Raw genomic sequence first — 16,731 nt, 5'->3', positions numbered from 1 at the left:
TTCGGCGGCTCCCGTGCCTGCGTCGAGACGTCCGGCGGGTGGCCGAACCGGCACGCGGCGCTGCAGATCGGCAGGTCCACCGACCCGGTGGTGCTCCGCGCGGAGAGGGTGGAGAAGCGAAGGCGGCGGAGATGGGGGAGGAGGGCGTCAGCCGACTGGCCGCGGATCTCGTCGAGGATGGCCTCCCGCTCAAGTAACCGCCGGTATACGGATCTTGCGAGGCGCGAGCCTGCCACAGAGGGGCAGTTGAACGAGCAAACGAATCGTCAGCCGTCCCCCTACATTGCGTAAATGTAAACGGAGTTGAGTCCTCGTTCGTCAACTCGGCCGTTCGCTTTGGGGGGTTCCGCAGCCTTTTGTATTTATGGAGGGTTGTTGTGAATCTCACACGGCACGGCGGCCCTTGAATTGCACTCGTCAATCCGACAGGGTTTCGAACCAGCCCGGTCCGGATCTTCGGGTCCTTCGGGCATACGCAACGCTTCCCCCCACACCACGAACGAGGAGAACCCTCGCCATGGCTCATAAGCGTTCCAGCAAGAAGCGGCTCGTGACGGCGATATCCGCCGCTGTGGCCGCCACTGGTATCGCCGCCGTCACCGCGGTCACCGCGGGCGCGTCGCCCGCCGCCGAGGGCAAGATCTACGGCGCCGAGGCCAAGGGTGCCGTCAAGGGCAGCTACATCGTGCTGCTGAAGAAGTCCGCTTCGGTGCGCGCCGCCGAGAGCGGCGACCTCGCCGCGAAGTACGGCGGCAAGGTCAAGCGGACCTTCACCTCCGCCATCGACGGCTTCTCGACCACCGGCATGTCCGCCGAGGACGCCAAGCACCTCGCCGCCGACCCGGCCGTCGACAAGGTCGTCCAGAACCACACCTTCCACGTCGACGGCACTCAGGAGAACCCGCCGTCGTGGGGCCTGGACCGGATCGACCAGACCGACACCAAGGGCGACGGCAAGTACAACTACCCGGACAGCGCGGGCGACGGCGTCACCGCCTACGTCATCGACACCGGAATCCACATCAGCCACAAGGACTTCGGCGGCCGCGCCTCCTACGGCTTCAACGCGATCGACAACAGCAACAAGGCCGAGGACGACAACGGCCACGGCACCCACGTCTCGGGCACCATCGGCGGCACCGCCCACGGCGTCGCCAAGAAGGTCAAGCTGGTCGCCGTCAAGGTGCTCGACGGGCAGGGCTCCGGCAGCACCGAGCAGGTCGTCGCGGGCATCGACTGGGTCACCAAGAACCACAAGGGCCCCTCGGTCGCCAACATGTCGCTCGGCGGCGGCGCGGACGAGGCGCTCGACGCGGCCGTGAAGAAGGCCATCGACTCCGGTGTCACCTTCGGCGTGGCGGCCGGCAACGAGTCCACCGACGCGGGCCAGGGCTCCCCGGCGCGGGTCAAGGAGGCCATCACGGTCGCCTCCAGCACCAAGGACGACCAGCAGTCCGACTTCTCCAACTACGGCAGCGTCGTGGACCTCTACGCTCCGGGCTCCGACATCACCTCGGACTGGAACGGCAGCGACGACGCCACCAAGACCATCTCCGGTACGTCGATGGCGACCCCGCACGTCGTGGGTGCCGCCGCGGTCTACCTGGCCGACCACAAGGACGCCAAGCCGGCCGACGTGGAGAAGGCGCTGACGGACGGGGCCACCCCGGACAAGATCAGCAACCCGGGCCAGGGCACGCCCAACAAGCTGCTGAAGATCGTGAAGTAGCGGCTCGGGCCGCTCGGTTCCGCACGCCGGCCGTCGCGCTCGCCCCCACGGGGCGCGGCGGCCGGCGTCGCCGTGCTCCGGGCCGCCCAACACACCTTCCCCCGCGGCGGGTTATCCACAGGAGGCTCCCTCCGGAACCGTGGACGGCCGAGCGTGACTACCGTCGGTGACATGCACGGAGTCACGCCGATTCTCGGCATCAGCACCATCGTCTACGGAGTCATCGGACTGGTCTGCGTCGTCGCCGGCGCGGTCCGCACGACAGGGGGGAGCCCGCCATGCACACCGTCACCGTCATCGTCCCGGCCCACAACGAAGAGGAGGGCCTGCCGGCCACGCTGGCGTCCCTCGCCCGGCAAACCGTCCCGCCCGACCGGATCCTGGTCGTCGACGACGCCTCCACCGACCGGACCGGCGAAGTAGCCGCCGCACACGGCGTCACGGTGCTCCGCCCGCCGCGCAACCTCGGCAGCAAGGCCCGGGCACAGAACTACGCCCTGCCGCGGTGCACCACCGACCTCGTCCTGGCCGTCGACGCCGACACCGTCCTCGCCCCGGACTACCTCGAACGGGTCCTCCCGGCCTTCGACGACCCCGCGGTCGCCGTCGCCGCGGGCACGGTGCGCACCCGCCACACCCGCACCGTCTGGGAGCGGGGCCGCTCCACCGAATACCTCTTCGGCTTCCACTTCCACCGACCCATCCAGGCCCTTGCCGACAGCCCCATGGTCTGCTCCGGCTGCTGCTCGGTCTTCCGCCGCGCGGAGTTGGTGGCCTGCGGCGGATTCCCCGAGCGCACCATCGTCGAGGACATGGACTACACCTGGTCCCGGCAGATCGCCGGCCGCCGCGCGGTCTACGTCTCCGACGCGGTCGCCCTCGCCGCCGACCCGGAGAACCTCACCTACTTCCGCAAACAGGTCAAGCGCTGGATGGCCGGCTTCTGCCAGAACGTCCGGCTCCACCTCGGCCCGCTCCTCGTCCGCAAGCCCCTGCTGGCGGTCTGGGTGCTGCTCGCGCTGTTCGAGATCCTCACCGCGCCGCTGTGGTGGGTCACCCCGTTCGTGCTCACCGCGACGACGGGGGTGTCACCACCGGCCGCCCTCGTGTGGTGGGCCGGAGCCGACCTCCTGATGACGCTGCCACCCCTGGTGTACGCCGCCCGGCGCCGCAGACTGCCCCTGTGGGGCGTGCTGGTGAACATCCCGTGCGCCTACGCCACCAAGGCGGTCAACGTCGTCTACGCCTGGAAGGCCCTGGTCGTGGAGCTGTTGCTGGTGCCCCTGCACCTGGCGCGGGGGCTCACGGTCTATGAGAAGGGGCGTGCCGACACGCCCTCGGGGAGGGCGGTCGCCATGGTGACGTGAGCCGGGCCGCGGGCGGGGCGCCGACGGGCGGCTGTGCGTCAGGCGGTGAGCGCCGTCAGGCCGTCCCGGGCGCGGGCCCGGAGGGCCTGGTCGTAGCGGCGCAGCAGCAGCCGGGCCAGCTCGGGGGCGGCGCCGAGCACGGGGGCGAGGATGTCGGCGCGGGCCTCGCGGGCACCGGCCGCGATCCGGTCCGGCAGAAAGCCCGGCGCGATGACGTACGGGGCGACGGCCACCCGTTGGACGCCCTCGGCCCGCAGGGCCCGCACGGCGTCGGCCGTACGGGGCAGAGATGCGGAGGCGAACGCAGGTCGCACGGCACACCATTCGGCGGTGCGCCGCCACTCCCGCGCGATTTCAGCGATCACTGCGATCGCCTCCGGGTCGGAGGAGCCCGCCGAGGCCAGTACGACCCCGGTCGAGCGGCGGTCTTCGGGCTGCAGCCCGGCCTCCTCCAGCCGGCGCTCCAGGGCGTGGGTCAGGAGGAGGGACGGGCCGAGCACGTCGGCCTGGTGGACGGTCAGCAGGGGCAGCCGCGCGGCGGCCTCCTGCAGCACCGCGGGGATGTCGGACTTCGCGTGGAAGGCACGAGTGAGGAGGAGCGGAAGCGCCACCACGTTCTGTTCGCCCTGCCGTCGCCCACCGCCCTTGGCCGAACGCGCTCGGTGCCGCCCCGCTGCCTCGGCCGAGAGACGCTCCAGCACCCGGGGCACCCGGGGCGCGTTGAAGTCGAGATAGCCGACCTCCACGCGCAGCCCGGGCCGCAGCTTCCGGACCCGCGCGCACAGCGCGGTGACGGTCGCGGCGTGCCGAGGGTCGCGGCTGCCGTGGGCGATGACGAGGAGAGTGGGGCGTGTGCTCATGTTTCAGCTCTTGACGAGGAGGCCGCGGCTGCGCAGCACCCGGCGCTCGGTCGGGGCGAAGATCAACAGCTCGATACCGATGCCGACGATCAGGATCAGCAGGATCGCGGACAACACCCAGGACATGTCCTGGAGTTCCCGGCCCTGCTCCAGGAGCTGGCCCAGGCCGGTGCCGAGATCGGGCGCGTTGACGATGAGTTCGGCGGCCATCAGGGAGCGCCAGGAGAAGGCCCAGCCCTGCTTGAGCCCGGCGAGGTAGCCGGGCAGCGCGGCGGGCAGCAGCACATGGCGGACGCCGGTCAGACCGGTCGCGCCGATGCTGCGGCCGGCGCGCAGATAGAGAGGAGAGATCTGGTCGACACCGGACACCAGCCCGTTGGCGATCGAGGGGACGGCCCCGAGCAGCACCACCGCGTAGATGGTGGCGTCGCTCAGCCCGAACCAGATGATCGCCGCCGGGACCCAGGCCACCGAGGGGAGGGACTGCAGCCCGCTCAGGATCGGGCCGATCGCGGCGCGTACGGGCCTGATGCGGGCCACGATCAGGCCGAGCACCGTACCGAGGGCGACCGACGCCACGAAGCCGAGGGCGCCGCGGGAGACGCTGGTCCACACGAAGCTCAGCAGGGTGCCCTCGAGCCACTTCTGCTGCAGCGAGCGGAAGACGTCGAGCGGGCTCGGCAGCAGATAGTGCGGCTTGAGCTGGAAGTGGTAGGCGAGCTGCCACAGCGCCAGCACGATCACGATCGCGATGAGGGGAGGGAACGCCTTTGACAGCGCGGTGCGCAGCCACGGCTGCCGGGCGACCACGGTGGAGTCGAGCGCGTCGAGCCCGGCCTCCAGACCGGCGAGGTCTCCGGCGGCCGCCTCGGTGCCGGTCCTGGTGGCCGCTTCGGGACCGGAGCCGTCGTCGGCGGCGTCCGGCGCTCCGGTGGCGGACGGTCCGGTGGGGGCGTCGCCGGGGCTTCCCGCGGCGGCGGAGGTGGTCTCAGTGCTGGCCATGGCGGCGGATCTCCCCACGGAGCTGTTCGGTGATCTCGACGGACAGGTCGGCGACCGCGGAGTCCTCGATGCGGCGCGGCTGGGGGATGTCCACCTGCCACTCCCGGGCGACCCGGCCGGGGCGGGAGGAGAGCAGCACGACCCGCTCGCCCAGCCGCACCGCCTCCCGGACGTTGTGGGTGACGAAGAGGACGGAGAGGCTGCTTCCGGCGGAGCCGCCGGAGTTCTGGGTCTGCCAGATCCGGGTCAGCTCGTCGTGCAGCACATCGCGGGTGATGGCGTCGAGGGCGGCGAACGGCTCGTCCATCAGCAGCAGTCGGCTGTTCTGGGCGAGCGCCCGGGCCATCGCCACCCGCTGGCGCATCCCGCCGGACAGCTCGTGCACCCGCTTGCCGTACGCGCCCTTGAGGCGGACGAGTTCCAGCAGCCGCTCGGCCTCCTCGCGGCGCTCCGCGCGTGGCACGCCGCGCAGCCGCAGCGCCAGTTCGATGTTGCGGCCCGCGGTCAGCCACGGGAAGAGCGCATGCTCCTGGAACATCAGCGCCGGCCGGCCGCCGGGCGTCTCGATGGTGCCGGAGGTCGGCGCGTCCAGCCCTGCCACCAGGCTGAGCAGGGTGGACTTTCCGCACCCCGAGGCCCCCAGGAGGCAGACGAACGCGCCGGGGGCGACGTCGAGTTCGATGTCGTCGAGTACCTGCTGCCGCGCGCCGGGGCGGCCGAACGACTTCGAGACGTGGTGGATGCGAGCGGCGTACGGACCGGCGGTGCCGGCGTCCGCCGGGGCGGACTTGGTGAGCGTGCTGGTCGTCATCGGTGTCACCTCCTGGGAGATCGGGGGGCCGGGGTCACTTGCCGCCGAGGCCGGCGTCGTCGACCGGCGGCCTGCCCTCGGACTTGAGCACCTTGTTCAGCAGGGTGAGGTCGTAGATGCCCTTGAGGTCGGGCTGCTCCAGCAGCCCTGCCTTGACGGCGTGGTCCGCCTCCTCCTGGAGCGTGGCGGCCAGCGGGTCGTCGGTGATGTCGACGTTCTTGAACGCCGGGTCGATGACGTCGTCGGGGAGCGGCTTGCCGGCGATCGCCGGGTCGGCGAGCTTCTCGTTGAGTGCCTTGACCGCTTCGGCGGGGTGCGAGCGGATCCAGGCGTTGGTCCGCACGGAGGCGCGCAGCACCGCCTCGACCGCCTGCGGGTGCTCCTTGAGGAAGTGCTGCGAGACGATCATGTTGGTGATGACGAACTTGCCGTCCTTCCACAGCTTCTTCTCGTCCAGCAGCGGCCTGCCGCCCGCGGCGACGAGCTTGGAGGCGGTGGGCTCGGGCACCCAGGCGCCGTCGATGCTGCCCTGCTTGAGGGCGGTGGGGACGACCTTGTTGTCGGTGCGCTGGACGGTGACGTCGCCCTTGCCGCTGGTGGCGTCGACCTTGTAGCCCTTGCCGGCGAGGAAGTTCAGCAGGGCGACGTCCTGGGTGTTGCCCAGCTGCGGGGTCGCGATCGTCTTGCCCTTGAGGTCGTCCAGGCTCTTGATCTTCTTGGGGTCGACGATCAGCGAGACACCGCCGGAGGCCGAGCCGGCGATGATCTTCAGGCTCTTGCCGTGCGACTTCACATAGCCGTTGATCGCGGGGGAGGGGCCGATCCAGCCGATGTCGATGGCGTTGGAGTTGAGCGCCTCGATCTCGGCGGGGCCGGCGTTGAAGACCGAGGACTTCACCGCCGTGCCGCCCAACTCCTTCTGGAACAGGCCGGTCTGCAGGCCGATCAGCGGCGTGGCGTGGGTGGTGTTGCCGAAAAAGCCGATTTTGACCTGGTTGAGCCCGTCGACCTTGGGCCCCTTCGGGGCGACGGAGGCCGCGGTGTCCTTCGGGGCCTGCGAGCCGTAGCCGCAGGCGCCCAGCGCGACGGTCAGCAACGGGACGGTGGCGGCGGCCGCCAGGAGGCGATGACGAACGGCAGACACGGGAGGTGTTCCTCTCGGAGGGCCGGGGCGGTACGCGCCTCGCTACTACGGCGCGCCCGGCGATATGGCGGATCTTCGGACCGAGGGCGTGGGGGGTACGGAGTCGGGCGTCGTCAGCACGCACATCGGCCGACTCCGCCCTGTCCGCTCCCGAGGGCCCCGCTGCCGACGCGGCCCCCTTCCTTCGCGAAGGTCGAGAACACGTCCCTGCGCACCATCAGAAGTCCCACCCCGCGTCGTCCGTCGCACTCTCCGGCGCGGGGGCCGCGGCCGCCTCCGCGAAGGCGGTGCCCGCCATGCCCGCGGTCAGCGTGGTGCCGTCCGACGGGTCGATCAGCAGGAAGGAGCCGGTGCGCCGGGAGTCCGCGTAGGCGTCCAGCGCCAGCGGCGCGGCGGTGCGCAGCACGACCCGGCCGATGTCGTTGGCGGCCAGTTCCCCGGGGGCCGGGTGCTGGGAGAGATCGCCCAGGGTCAGCCGGGACGGGATCTCCTTCACGAGCGCCTTGACGGTGCGGGTGGTGTGCTTGAGCAGCACCCGCTGCCCGACGGTCAGCGGCCGGTCGGCGACATGGCAGACGGTGGCCTCGACGTCCTGGGTGACCGGCGGCGCCGCGTCGGCCGGGGCGATCAGGTCGCCGCGGGAGACGTCGAGGTCGTCGGCGAGCCGGACGGTCACCGACTGCGGCGCCCAGGCGACGTCCACGCTCTGCCCGAGCGCGTCGATGCCCTCGATGGTGCTCGTCCGGCCCGACGGCAGCACCGTGACGGCGTCGCCGACGCGCAGCACGCCGGAGGCGATCTGACCCGCATAGCCGCGGTAGTCGGGGTGTTCGGCGGACTGCGGGCGGATGACGTACTGGACCGGGAAGCGGGCCGGGTCGTCCGACGGGTCGGCGACCACCGGCACGGTCTCCAGGTGCTCCAGCACGGTCGGCCCGCCGTACCAGTCCATGGTGGCCGACGGCGTCACGACGTTGTCGCCGGCCAGCGCGGAGATCGGGATGGCCGTACACCAGTTTTCCTGGGGGTCCCCCCCAGACCCCCAGCCCGGGACGCCGAGCGATCCCGCGTAGGCCGTGAACTCCTCGGCGATGGCCGCGAAGACGGACTCCTGGTAGCCGACCAGGTCCATCTTGTTGACCGCCAGGACGACATGCGGCACCCGCAGCAGCGCGGCGACCGCGGCGTGCCGGCGGGTCTGCTCGACCACGCCGTTGCGGGCGTCGACGAGTACCACGGCCAGTTCGGCGGTGGAGGCCCCGGTCACCATGTTCCGGGTGTACTGCACATGCCCGGGGGTGTCGGCGAGGATGAAGCGGCGGCGCGGGGTGGCGAAGTAGCGGTAGGCCACGTCGATGGTGATGCCCTGCTCGCGCTCGGCGCGCAGCCCGTCCGTCAGCAGCGCCAGGTCGGGAGCCTCCTGCCCGCGGTTGCGGGAGGCGTGCTCGACGGCCTCCAACTGGTCGGCGAGGACCGACTTGGAGTCGTGCAGCAGCCGGCCGACCAGGGTCGACTTGCCGTCGTCCACGGAGCCGGCGGTGGCGAAGCGCAGCAACGAGGTCGCGCCCGCGTCCACCACGCCCTCAACAACATGGGTGGAGTTCATGGCTAGAAGTACCCTTCGCGCTTGCGGTCTTCCATGGCCGCCTCGGAGAGCTTGTCGTCGGCTCGCGTGGCGCCCCGCTCCGTGAGGCGCGAGGCGGCGATCTCCGCGATGACGGCCTCGATGGTGTCCGCGTCCGACTCGACGGCGCCGGTGCAGGACATGTCGCCGACGGTGCGGTAGCGCACCTGCCGGACCTCCAGCTTCTCCCCGTCCTTCGGGCCGCCCCAGTCACCGGGCGCCAGCCACATCCCGCTGCGGGCGAAGACCTCCCGCTCGTGGGCGTAGTAGATGCCGGGCAGTTCGATCTTCTCGCGGGCGATGTACTGCCAGACGTCCAGCTCGGTCCAGTTGGAGAGCGGGAAGACCCGGACATGCTCGCCGGGCGAGTGCCGGCCGTTGTAGAGCTGCCACAGCTCGGGCCGCTGCCGGCGCGGGTCCCAGCCGCCGAACTCGTCGCGCAGCGAGAAGACCCGCTCCTTGGCGCGCGCCTTCTCCTCGTCGCGGCGGCCGCCGCCGAAGACCGCGTCGAAGCGGTTCTTCTCGATGGCGTCCAGCAGCGGCACGGTCTGCAGCGGGTTGCGGGTGCCGTCCGGGCGCTCGCGCAGCTCGCCGCGGTCGATGAAGTCCTGTACGGAGGCGACGTGCAGCCGCAGCCCGTGCCGCGCCACGGCGCGGTCGCGGTAGTCGAGGACCTCGGGGAAGTTGTGCCCGGTGTCCACGTGCAGCAGGGCGAACGGCACCGGCGCCGGCGCGAACGCCTTCAGCGCCAGATGCAGCATGACGATGGAGTCCTTGCCGCCGGAGAAGAGGATCACCGGCCGCTCGAACTCGCCCGCCACCTCGCGGAAGATGTGCACCGCCTCGGACTCAAGGGCGTCCAGGTGCGACAGCGCGTACGGGTCGGCCGATTCCTCGGATTCCTCGGAAAGCGAAGCGACGGTGCTCACGCTGCGCCCCTTTCGTTCTCCCCCAGACTCCGTCCGGGGGCACCCCCATCTCCGCCCACGCGGCGCAGAGGTGCGGCTTTCACTGTTGTCTGCGGACCGGTGGCCGCGTGTGCGTCGCTCACACCAGCCCCCTCTCGACGAGCAGCGCGTGCAGCGCCGCCGCGGACTCCTGCACGGTCTGGGTGTGCGACGCGATCCGCAGGTCCGGTGCCACGGGCGCCTCGTAGGGGTCGTCCACACCGGTCAGGCCGGAGATCTCGCCGGCCGCCTGCTTGGCGTACAGGCCCTTCACATCGCGCTCGGAGCACACCTCGACCGGAGTGGCGACATGCACCTCCAGATACGGGGTGCCCTCGCTCTGGTGGCGTTTGCGCACCGCCTCGCGGCTGTCCGCGTACGGGGCGATCACCGGGACCAGGACCTTCACGCCGTTGCCGGCCAGCAGTTCGGCGACGAAGCCGATCCGCTGGACGTTGGTGTGCCGGTCCTCGCGGCTGAAGCCGAGGCCCGCGGAGAGGAACTCGCGGATCTCGTCGCCGTCGAGCACCTCGACGCGGTGGCCCTCGCCGTGCAGCCGGTCGGCCAGCGCACGCGCGATGGTCGTCTTGCCCGCGCTCGGCAGACCGGTCAGCCAGATCGTGGCGCCCGTCATCCGTATCTCCTGAAACTCTGCCGTCAGTGCCGTCATCAGTGCAGTCCGCACTCGGTCTTGTCGGTGCCGGCCCAGCGGCCGGCCCGCGCGTCCTCGCCCGCGAGCACCCGGCGGGTGCAGGGGGCGCAGCCGACGGAGGCGTAACCGTCCATCAGCAGCGGGTTGATGAGCACGCCGTGCTCGGCGACGTAGGCGTCCACGTCGTCCTGCGTCCAGCGGGCGATCGGCGAGACCTTGACCTTCCGCCGCCGGGCGTCCCAGCCGACGACCGGGGTGTTCGCCCGGGTCGGCGACTCGTCCCGGCGCAGCCCGGTCGCCCACGCGTCGTAGGGGGCCAGCCCTTCTTCCAGCGGCTGGACCTTGCGCAGTGCGCAGCACAGGTCGGGATCGCGGTCGTGCAGCCGTGGCCCGTATTCGGCGTCCTGCTCCGCCACCGTCTGACGGGGCGTCAGTGTCAGGACGTTGACATCCATCACTGCCGCCACCGCGTCCCGGGTGCCGATCGTCTCCGGGAAGTGGTAGCCGGTGTCCAGGAAGACCACGTCCACGCCGGGGAACGCCCGTGAGGCCAGGTGCGCCACGACCGCGTCCGCCATCGAGGAGGTGACGCAGAAGCGCGGACCGAAGGTCTCGGCGGCCCACCGGAGGATCTCCAGGGCGGGCGCCTCCTCCAGGTCGCGGCTCGCCTGCTCGGCGAGCCGCTGAAGGTCGGTGGTGGTCACGGCGTACCTCCGTCGGAAGCGGAAGGAACTGCGGAAGGGGAGGGCGAGCGGGAGGGGGACGCAGAGGGGGACGGGGCGGATCCGGCGGCCCCCGGGGCCAGCAGCCCCAGGAACTTCAGCCGGAAGGCGCGGCTGCACGCCCGGCACTCCCAGGCCGCGCCCGCTCCGCGGGAGGTCTCCTCCTCGGAGGGCCGCAGGTCCTCGTCCCCGCAGTACGGGCAGTGGAACGGCACGGCGCGTTCGGTCACTTCAGTGCCCCCTCTTCGGCGCGCGCCGCCCAGGTGGCGAACCGCTCGCCCTCCTCGCGCTGCGCCTCGAAGTTGCGCAGCACCCGCTCGACGTAGTCGGGCAGTTCGTCCGCGGTGACCTTCAGACCGCGGACCTTGCGGCCGAAGCCCGGCTCCAGGCCCAGCGCACCGCCGAGGTGCACCTGGTAGCCCTCGACCTGGTTGCCGTCGTCGTCCAGCACCAGCTGGCCCTTGAGGCCGATGTCGGCGACCTGGATGCGGGCGCAGGCGTTCGGGCAGCCGTTGAGGTTGATGGTGATCGGCTCCTGGAAGTCCGGCATCCGGCGCTCCAGTTCGTCGATCAGCGTGGCGCCCCGGCCCTTGGTCTCGACGATGGCGAGCTTGCAGAACTCGATGCCGGTGCAGGCCATGGTGCCGCGCCGGAACGGCGAGGGGGTGACCTGGAAGTCCAGCGCCTCCAGCCCGGCGACCAGGGAGTCGATCCGGTCCTCGGTGACATCGAGGATGATCAGCTTCTGCTCGACGGTGGTGCGCAGCCGGTCGGAGCCGTGTGCGGCGGCGAGTTCGGCGACCTTGGTCAGGGTGGCGCCGTCGACCCGGCCGACGCGCGGTGCGAAGCCCACGTAGAAGCGGCCGTCCTGCTGCGGGTGCACGCCGACGTGGTCGCGCCACCGGTGCGCGGGCTGCTCGGGCGCCGGGCCGTCGATCAGCTTCCGCTGCAGGTACTCGTCCTCCAGTACCTGCCGGAACTTCTCCGCGCCCCAGTCGGCCATCAGGAACTTCAGCCGGGCGCGGTTGCGCAGGCGCCGGTAGCCGTAGTCGCGGAAGATGCCGACCACGCCGGCCCAGACGTCGGCGACCTCGTCCAGCGGCACCCAGGTGCCCAGGCGCTGGGCGAGCTTGGGGTTGGTGGACAGGCCGCCGCCGACCCACAGGTCGAAGCCCGGGCCGTGCTCGGGGTGGACGACGCCGACGAAGGCCACGTCGTTGATCTCGTGCACCACGTCCTGGACGGGTGAGCCGGAGATCGCGGTCTTGAACTTGCGCGGCAGGTTGGAGAACTCCTTGCTGCCGATGTAGCGCTCGTGGATCTCGTCCACGGCCGGGGTGCCGTCGATGATCTCGTCCGCCGCTATGCCGGCCACGGGGGAGCCGATGATCACGCGCGGGCAGTCGCCGCACGCCTCGGTCGTGGACAGGCCCACGGACTCCAGCTTCTCCCAGATGGCCGGGACGTCCTCGATGCGCACCCAGTGCAGCTGGATGTTCTGCCGGTCGGTGATGTCGGCGGTGCCGCGGGCGTACTGCTCGGAGACCTCGCCGATGGCGCGCAGCTGGGCGACGGTGAGCCGGCCGCCGTCGATGCGGACCCGCAGCATGAAGTACTTGTCGTCCAGCTCCTCGGGCTCCAGCACCGCGGTCTTGCCGCCGTCGATCCCGGGCTTGCGCTGGGTGTACAGGCCCCACCAACGCATCCGGCCGCGCAGGTCGTTGGGGTCGATGGAGTCGAAACCGGCCTTGGAGTAGATCGTCTCAATGCGTGTCCGCACATTGAGACCGTCGTCGTCCTTCTTGAACTGCTCGTTGCCGTTGAGTGGCGTGAAGTGACCAACGGCCCACTGGCCCTCGCCGCGGTGGCGGCCGGCCTTGCGGCGGGTCGTGGCGGTGGGGCTGTCCGGGGTGGCGGCCATGGGTTTACGTCCTTCTGGGCGGCTCAAAGGGGGCGCGCAGGATGCGGTGCACCCCCGGCGACCTGCGCGGACGCACCACGGCGCGGCGCGGGGCGCGGTGGGCTGCGGGGTCGGGGGCGCTACGCGTCCGCGACGGTGGGGACGGCGTGCGAAGTGAGAGTGCCGAGTGCTGTCCGGGGTGACGCGGGGCGGGGCCCTCACGCGTACGGCGTCAGCCTGCCCGACAAATGGCGCTGGACATGCGGCCGAGGTCGACGTGGCGTCGACTCACCAAGGCAATTCCAGCGCGAGACATGACGGAAGCGTGGCACGCGGCTCTCCGGACAGTCCACCGTCATCCAAGATATGGACATGGATGTCCCGCATGGCGAGATGCTGTGGCGCCCGTCACGTGGCGGAATCAATGCGTCCGGGGCGAACGGCCGCGCCCCGTGCGGGCGCCAGGTGCCGGGGGCCTCAGCTCCCGGCGGCCGGCACCCGGTCCGCGCCGGGCCACGGGCCGGGCTGCTCGGCCTCCGGCTCCTCGGTCACCGTGGTGTCGTACACCCGGAAGCCGCGCCGCTCGTAGTTGGCCCGCGCATGAGCCCCGTCGTCGCTGCAGGTGTGCACCCACACCCGCGCGGTCTCCGGCAGCCCCGGCCACCGCTCGGCCAGGTCCCAGGCCCGCGCGGTCCCGTAGTCGAGCAGATGCCCGCCGATCCGCCGGCCCCGGAAGGCCGGCAGCAGCCCGAAGTAGGCGACCTCCACCGCCCCCTCCGGCCCGGCCCGGAGCTCGATGAACCCGGCGGGCGTCCCGCGCTCGTACGCCACCCAGGTCTCGGTCCCCGGCTGCCCGAGGTGCTCGGTCCACCGCGCGTACGACCACCCCAGGCGGTCGGTCCACAGGATGTCTCCGCCGACGGCCGTATAGAGGAACCGGCTGAACTCGGGCGAGGGCACCTCGGACCGGACGATCCGTACATCCTGCTCGGCGGGCGGCTCCACGGCGGGCAGGAGGTCGGCGCGCGCGGTCTGTTCGAGATACCAGGTGGTGACGGTGTGGGTCATGGCGCCAGCACATCACACCGGGGGAGGCGGCCCGGGGCCGGTCCGGAAAACGGGCCGCGCTCCGGACCGGCCCCGCGCGACCCGCGCGGCCGCGAGTGGTTAGGAGGCCAGGCCCGGCCAGTCGCCCTCCGCGGTGAAGACCGCGTCCGCGAGGCGGCCGACCTGGTCCGGGTCCGGCGACCAGCAGTACAGCATCACCTCGTCCGCCCCGATCGCCAGAAAGGCGGCGACGGCGTCGCGGATCGCGGCGGGGGTGGTGAGGAGGCCGTCCACGACGTGGTCGGTGTACGGGGCGTCGCCGTAGTACGCGCGCAGTTCGCGCCGGGCCCGGTCCACCACGGGGTCGGGACCGAGGGCGACGTTCACCTGGGCCAGCAGCCGGGGGCGGCCGGGCCGTCCGGCGCGCTCCCAGGCCGCCTCCACATCACGGAACAGCCCGTCCATCTGCTGGGACGGCAAGGCCGCGCCGAGGAAGCCGTCGCCCCAGCGGGCCACCCGCTCCACCACGGCCGGCACAAAGCCGCCGAACAGTACCTCGGGACCGCCGGGCCGCGCCGGCGCGGGCCCCACCGGGCCGACGTCCGCGGACAGCGGCTCCCCGGCCCACAGCCGGCGGAGCGTGGCCAACTGCCCGTCGAGGCGGCGGCCCCGGGTGCGTACGTCCACCCCCGCGGCCAGATAGTCGTCGGCGCGGCCGCCGATGCCGATGCCGAGCGTGAACCGCCCGCCCGACAGCAGATCGAGCGTGGCGGCCTGCTTGGCCAGCAGCGCGGTGCGGTGCAGCGGCGCCAGCAGCACCTCGGTCTGCAACCGCACCCGGGAGGTCGCGCCGGCCAACGCGGCCAGGGTGACCAGGGGTTCGGGGTTGGCATACACCAGCCGGTCGAGCAGTGCGACGGTGGAGAACGGGGCGGCGTCGGCACGCCGCGCCCAGGTCAGCAGCTGCGCGGGGTCGCCGATGGGAAGGCCGAGACCTACGGACACGGGAATCCTCCAGAAGGGCATGCCGAGGGGCATGCGGAACCAGCTCCGCGCGCCCGAGGGCATGCGGAGATGCGGATGGTCGTGTCGCCCACTCGTCTGGCCCGGCGCGCTGGATGAGTGAGTCCACGCGCCGGCCGCTCCCGTTCTGCGACGTCCTTCTGGAGAGCTGCGTCAGAGTGGCGCCACTCTAAGCGAGCGCCCCGCGCCCGCGCACCGGGTTTTCCGCGGGTGTGCCACGGCCGCTCACCTGCCGGGACCGGCCCCCGCCCGGCGGGCCGTCAGCACCGCCGGCGCCGTGGAGTGCGGCAGCAGCTCCGCGGGCCGGTCCGGCAGCCGCAGCTCCACCTCCACCCCGTCGGCGAAGCGGTACGGCCGGTGGGCCAGCACGCCGCCGAGATGGCGCCGCAGCCGGGACAGCTCGGCGCGGACCGTCACCGTCCGCCCGCCGTCGCCGAAGAGGTCCCGGGCCAGTTCGGCGGCGCTGCGGCCGTGCGGCCGGGCGGCCAGCAGGAAGAGCAGCTCGGCATGGCGCGGGGTCAGCGCGTGCGACCAGCTGCCCGCGGGCCCCGCCACCGTCACCGCCGGGCCGCCCGGCCCGCCGAGGTCCAGCACCACCCGGTGCGGCCCGGCCGCCGGCTCCGGCCGGCCGAGCCGGATCAGCCAGCCGCCCGGCAGCGGCTCCAGCGTGCACATCCCGTACCGCGGCAGCCACAGCGGCCCGGCCGCCGGCTCCCTGGGCAGCGCCACCCGGTGCGGCGGTGTCATGCCGGTCACTGCCGCCGTCCAGCCGTGCGGATCGACGGCCAGCGCCCGCCCGCCGATCCGCGCCAGCACCGGTGCCGCGCTCGCCCGCAGCCGCTCCAGAGACGCGTGGTGCCGGGTCCGCAACTCGCCCTCGGCGAGCCGGGCCACCGCGGAGACCAGGGCCAGGGTCGTCGGATGGAACGAGTGGGCCGGGCCGCTGACGTCCACCGTGCCCAGCAGCCGCCCGTCGCGCGGGTCGTGCAGCGGCGCCGCGGCACACGTCCAGGTGTGGTGGCTGCGCAGGAAGTGCTCGGCGGAGTGCACCAGCACCGGGCTGCGGGCCACCAGCGCGGTGCCGATCGCGTTGGTGCCGACCGTCCCCTCCGTCCAGTCGGCGCCCTTGTCGAAGCCCAGCCGGTCCGCCATCCGCCGGATCGGGGCGCTGCCCTCGCGCCACAGCACCCGGCCGTCGGCGTCGGTGACAACCATGATCTGCTGGGCGGCGTCGGCGGTCGGCAGCAGTCCGCCGCCGAGCACCGGCAGTATCGACGCCAGCTGCGACTTCTGCCGACGGTACTCCAACTCCGCGACGGACAGCGGCTGTTGGTCCCCGGCGCGCTCCGGGTCCACCCCGCGGTCCAGGACCCGCCGCCAGGACTCGCCGATCACCGTGCGCGGCGCGTCCCGGGGCACGTCCGCCGGCGGGTGATCGCCGGCCAGCGCCGTCTCGTGCAGGCCGGCCAGCCGCCGCGCGGTCTCCCGGATGTCCTGGGCCGACCGGACGGCGCTCTCGACCGGCTGCCCGGCCGGCCGGGCACCGGCCCGCCCGCCGGCCCTGTCGATCGGTCTGTCGCTCACACTGCTCTCCGTTGTGCCCGTCCCTTGTGCCCGTCCGCCGGTCCGCCGCCGGTCCGTGCCGTGCCCATCGTGCCGTCAGCCGCCGCCCGGGGCAGGCCCATTGGCCAGATCGGTTGCAACGAACTGCAACCGTTGTGGCCTATGACGCCGGCGAGGAACTGTGTTCCCAGCGGTCGATGGCGTCCTGATCCCCACGCCTCAAAGGCGCGGGGGTGGGGAGCCGGAGGTTTCGCCGGACACCCGACGGAGAACCCGCCGGTGCCCGCCGAGGACGCGATCGACCGCCCGCGTCGTCGGCACGGTGTGGGAGGGGGCTCGC

16 protein-coding genes are annotated in these 16,731 nt (G+C 72.3%); 2 read left to right on the top strand and 14 right to left on the bottom strand.

Going from position 1 to position 16,731, the window contains the following annotated elements; all coding sequences use genetic code 11:
* Positions 1-517: 517 nt before the first annotated feature.
* A complete protein-coding gene (locus tag B073_RS0104595) occupies positions 518-1,729 on the top strand; it encodes a S8 family peptidase (protein WP_018536916.1) in 1,212 nt (403 codons plus the stop codon).
* A gap of 278 nt (positions 1,730-2,007) precedes the next feature.
* Positions 2,008-3,096, top strand: coding sequence for a glycosyltransferase family 2 protein (locus B073_RS0104590; protein WP_018536915.1), 1,089 nt, complete (start codon positions 2,008-2,010; stop codon positions 3,094-3,096).
* A gap of 38 nt (positions 3,097-3,134) precedes the next feature.
* Here the strand turns inward: B073_RS0104590 and B073_RS0104585 are convergent, their stop codons facing one another.
* From B073_RS0104585 to B073_RS0104530, 14 genes are all read right to left on the bottom strand, one after another.
* Entirely contained in the window at positions 3,135-3,956 is an 822-nt protein-coding gene (locus B073_RS0104585) for a sirohydrochlorin chelatase (protein WP_018536914.1), read from the bottom strand.
* 3 nt (positions 3,957-3,959) lie between these two features.
* Positions 3,960-4,958, bottom strand: a complete 999-nt coding sequence (locus B073_RS0104580; protein WP_018536913.1) for an ABC transporter permease — start codon at positions 4,956-4,958, stop codon at positions 3,960-3,962.
* Complete coding sequence (locus B073_RS0104575) at positions 4,945-5,769, bottom strand: ABC transporter ATP-binding protein (protein ID WP_018536912.1); 825 nt, start codon at positions 5,767-5,769, stop codon at positions 4,945-4,947. Before B073_RS0104575 ends, B073_RS0104580 begins: the two co-directional genes overlap by 14 nt.
* A gap of 34 nt (positions 5,770-5,803) precedes the next feature.
* Positions 5,804-6,913 carry an aliphatic sulfonate ABC transporter substrate-binding protein gene (locus tag B073_RS0104570; protein ID WP_018536911.1) on the bottom strand — a complete coding sequence of 370 codons (1,110 nt, stop codon included), beginning with the start codon at positions 6,911-6,913 and terminating at the stop codon, positions 5,804-5,806.
* 217 nt (positions 6,914-7,130) lie between these two features.
* Entirely contained in the window at positions 7,131-8,519 is a 1,389-nt protein-coding gene (locus B073_RS0104565; protein WP_037810857.1) for a sulfate adenylyltransferase subunit 1, read from the bottom strand.
* 2 nt (positions 8,520-8,521) lie between these two features.
* Positions 8,522-9,466 (bottom strand): sulfate adenylyltransferase subunit CysD, encoded by a 945-nt coding sequence (gene cysD / locus B073_RS0104560; protein ID WP_018536909.1) that lies wholly within the window; start codon positions 9,464-9,466, stop codon positions 8,522-8,524.
* A 118-nt stretch (positions 9,467-9,584) separates the two neighbouring features.
* On the bottom strand, positions 9,585-10,118 hold the full coding sequence (gene cysC, locus B073_RS0104555) for an adenylyl-sulfate kinase (RefSeq protein ID WP_018536908.1): 534 nt from the start codon (positions 10,116-10,118) through the stop codon (positions 9,585-9,587).
* 35 nt (positions 10,119-10,153) lie between these two features.
* A complete protein-coding gene (locus B073_RS0104550) occupies positions 10,154-10,840 on the bottom strand; it encodes a phosphoadenylyl-sulfate reductase (protein ID WP_018536907.1) in 687 nt (228 codons plus the stop codon).
* Positions 10,837-11,088 (bottom strand): hypothetical protein, encoded by a 252-nt coding sequence (locus B073_RS43565; protein ID WP_078507892.1) that lies wholly within the window; start codon positions 11,086-11,088, stop codon positions 10,837-10,839. Before B073_RS43565 ends, B073_RS0104550 begins: the two co-directional genes overlap by 4 nt.
* Positions 11,085-12,779: a nitrite/sulfite reductase gene (locus B073_RS0104545; RefSeq protein ID WP_018536906.1), complete on the bottom strand. Its 1,695-nt coding sequence runs from the start codon at positions 12,777-12,779 to the stop codon at positions 11,085-11,087. Before B073_RS0104545 ends, B073_RS43565 begins: the two co-directional genes overlap by 4 nt.
* 211 nt (positions 12,780-12,990) lie before the next feature.
* The gene (locus tag B073_RS49225; RefSeq protein ID WP_350257049.1) at positions 12,991-13,074 is read right to left on the bottom strand and encodes a putative leader peptide; all 84 of its coding nucleotides are present in this window, start codon (positions 13,072-13,074) and stop codon (positions 12,991-12,993) included.
* Between the two features lie 161 nt (positions 13,075-13,235).
* The gene (locus B073_RS0104540; RefSeq protein ID WP_018536905.1) at positions 13,236-13,826 is read right to left on the bottom strand and encodes a GNAT family N-acetyltransferase; all 591 of its coding nucleotides are present in this window, start codon (positions 13,824-13,826) and stop codon (positions 13,236-13,238) included.
* 99 nt (positions 13,827-13,925) lie between these two features.
* Positions 13,926-14,810 (bottom strand): LLM class flavin-dependent oxidoreductase, encoded by an 885-nt coding sequence (locus B073_RS39095; protein ID WP_051093917.1) that lies wholly within the window; start codon positions 14,808-14,810, stop codon positions 13,926-13,928.
* A gap of 243 nt (positions 14,811-15,053) precedes the next feature.
* A complete protein-coding gene (locus tag B073_RS0104530; protein ID WP_018536903.1) occupies positions 15,054-16,412 on the bottom strand; it encodes a helix-turn-helix domain-containing protein in 1,359 nt (452 codons plus the stop codon).
* Positions 16,413-16,731 lie beyond the last annotated feature (319 nt).

Source organism: Streptomyces sp. MspMP-M5 (assembly GCF_000373585.1).
Lineage (GTDB): Bacteria > Actinomycetota > Actinomycetes > Streptomycetales > Streptomycetaceae > Streptomyces.
Note: the sequence above shows the minus strand (reverse complement) of the source record. Positions and strands in the feature narration are given on the sequence as shown.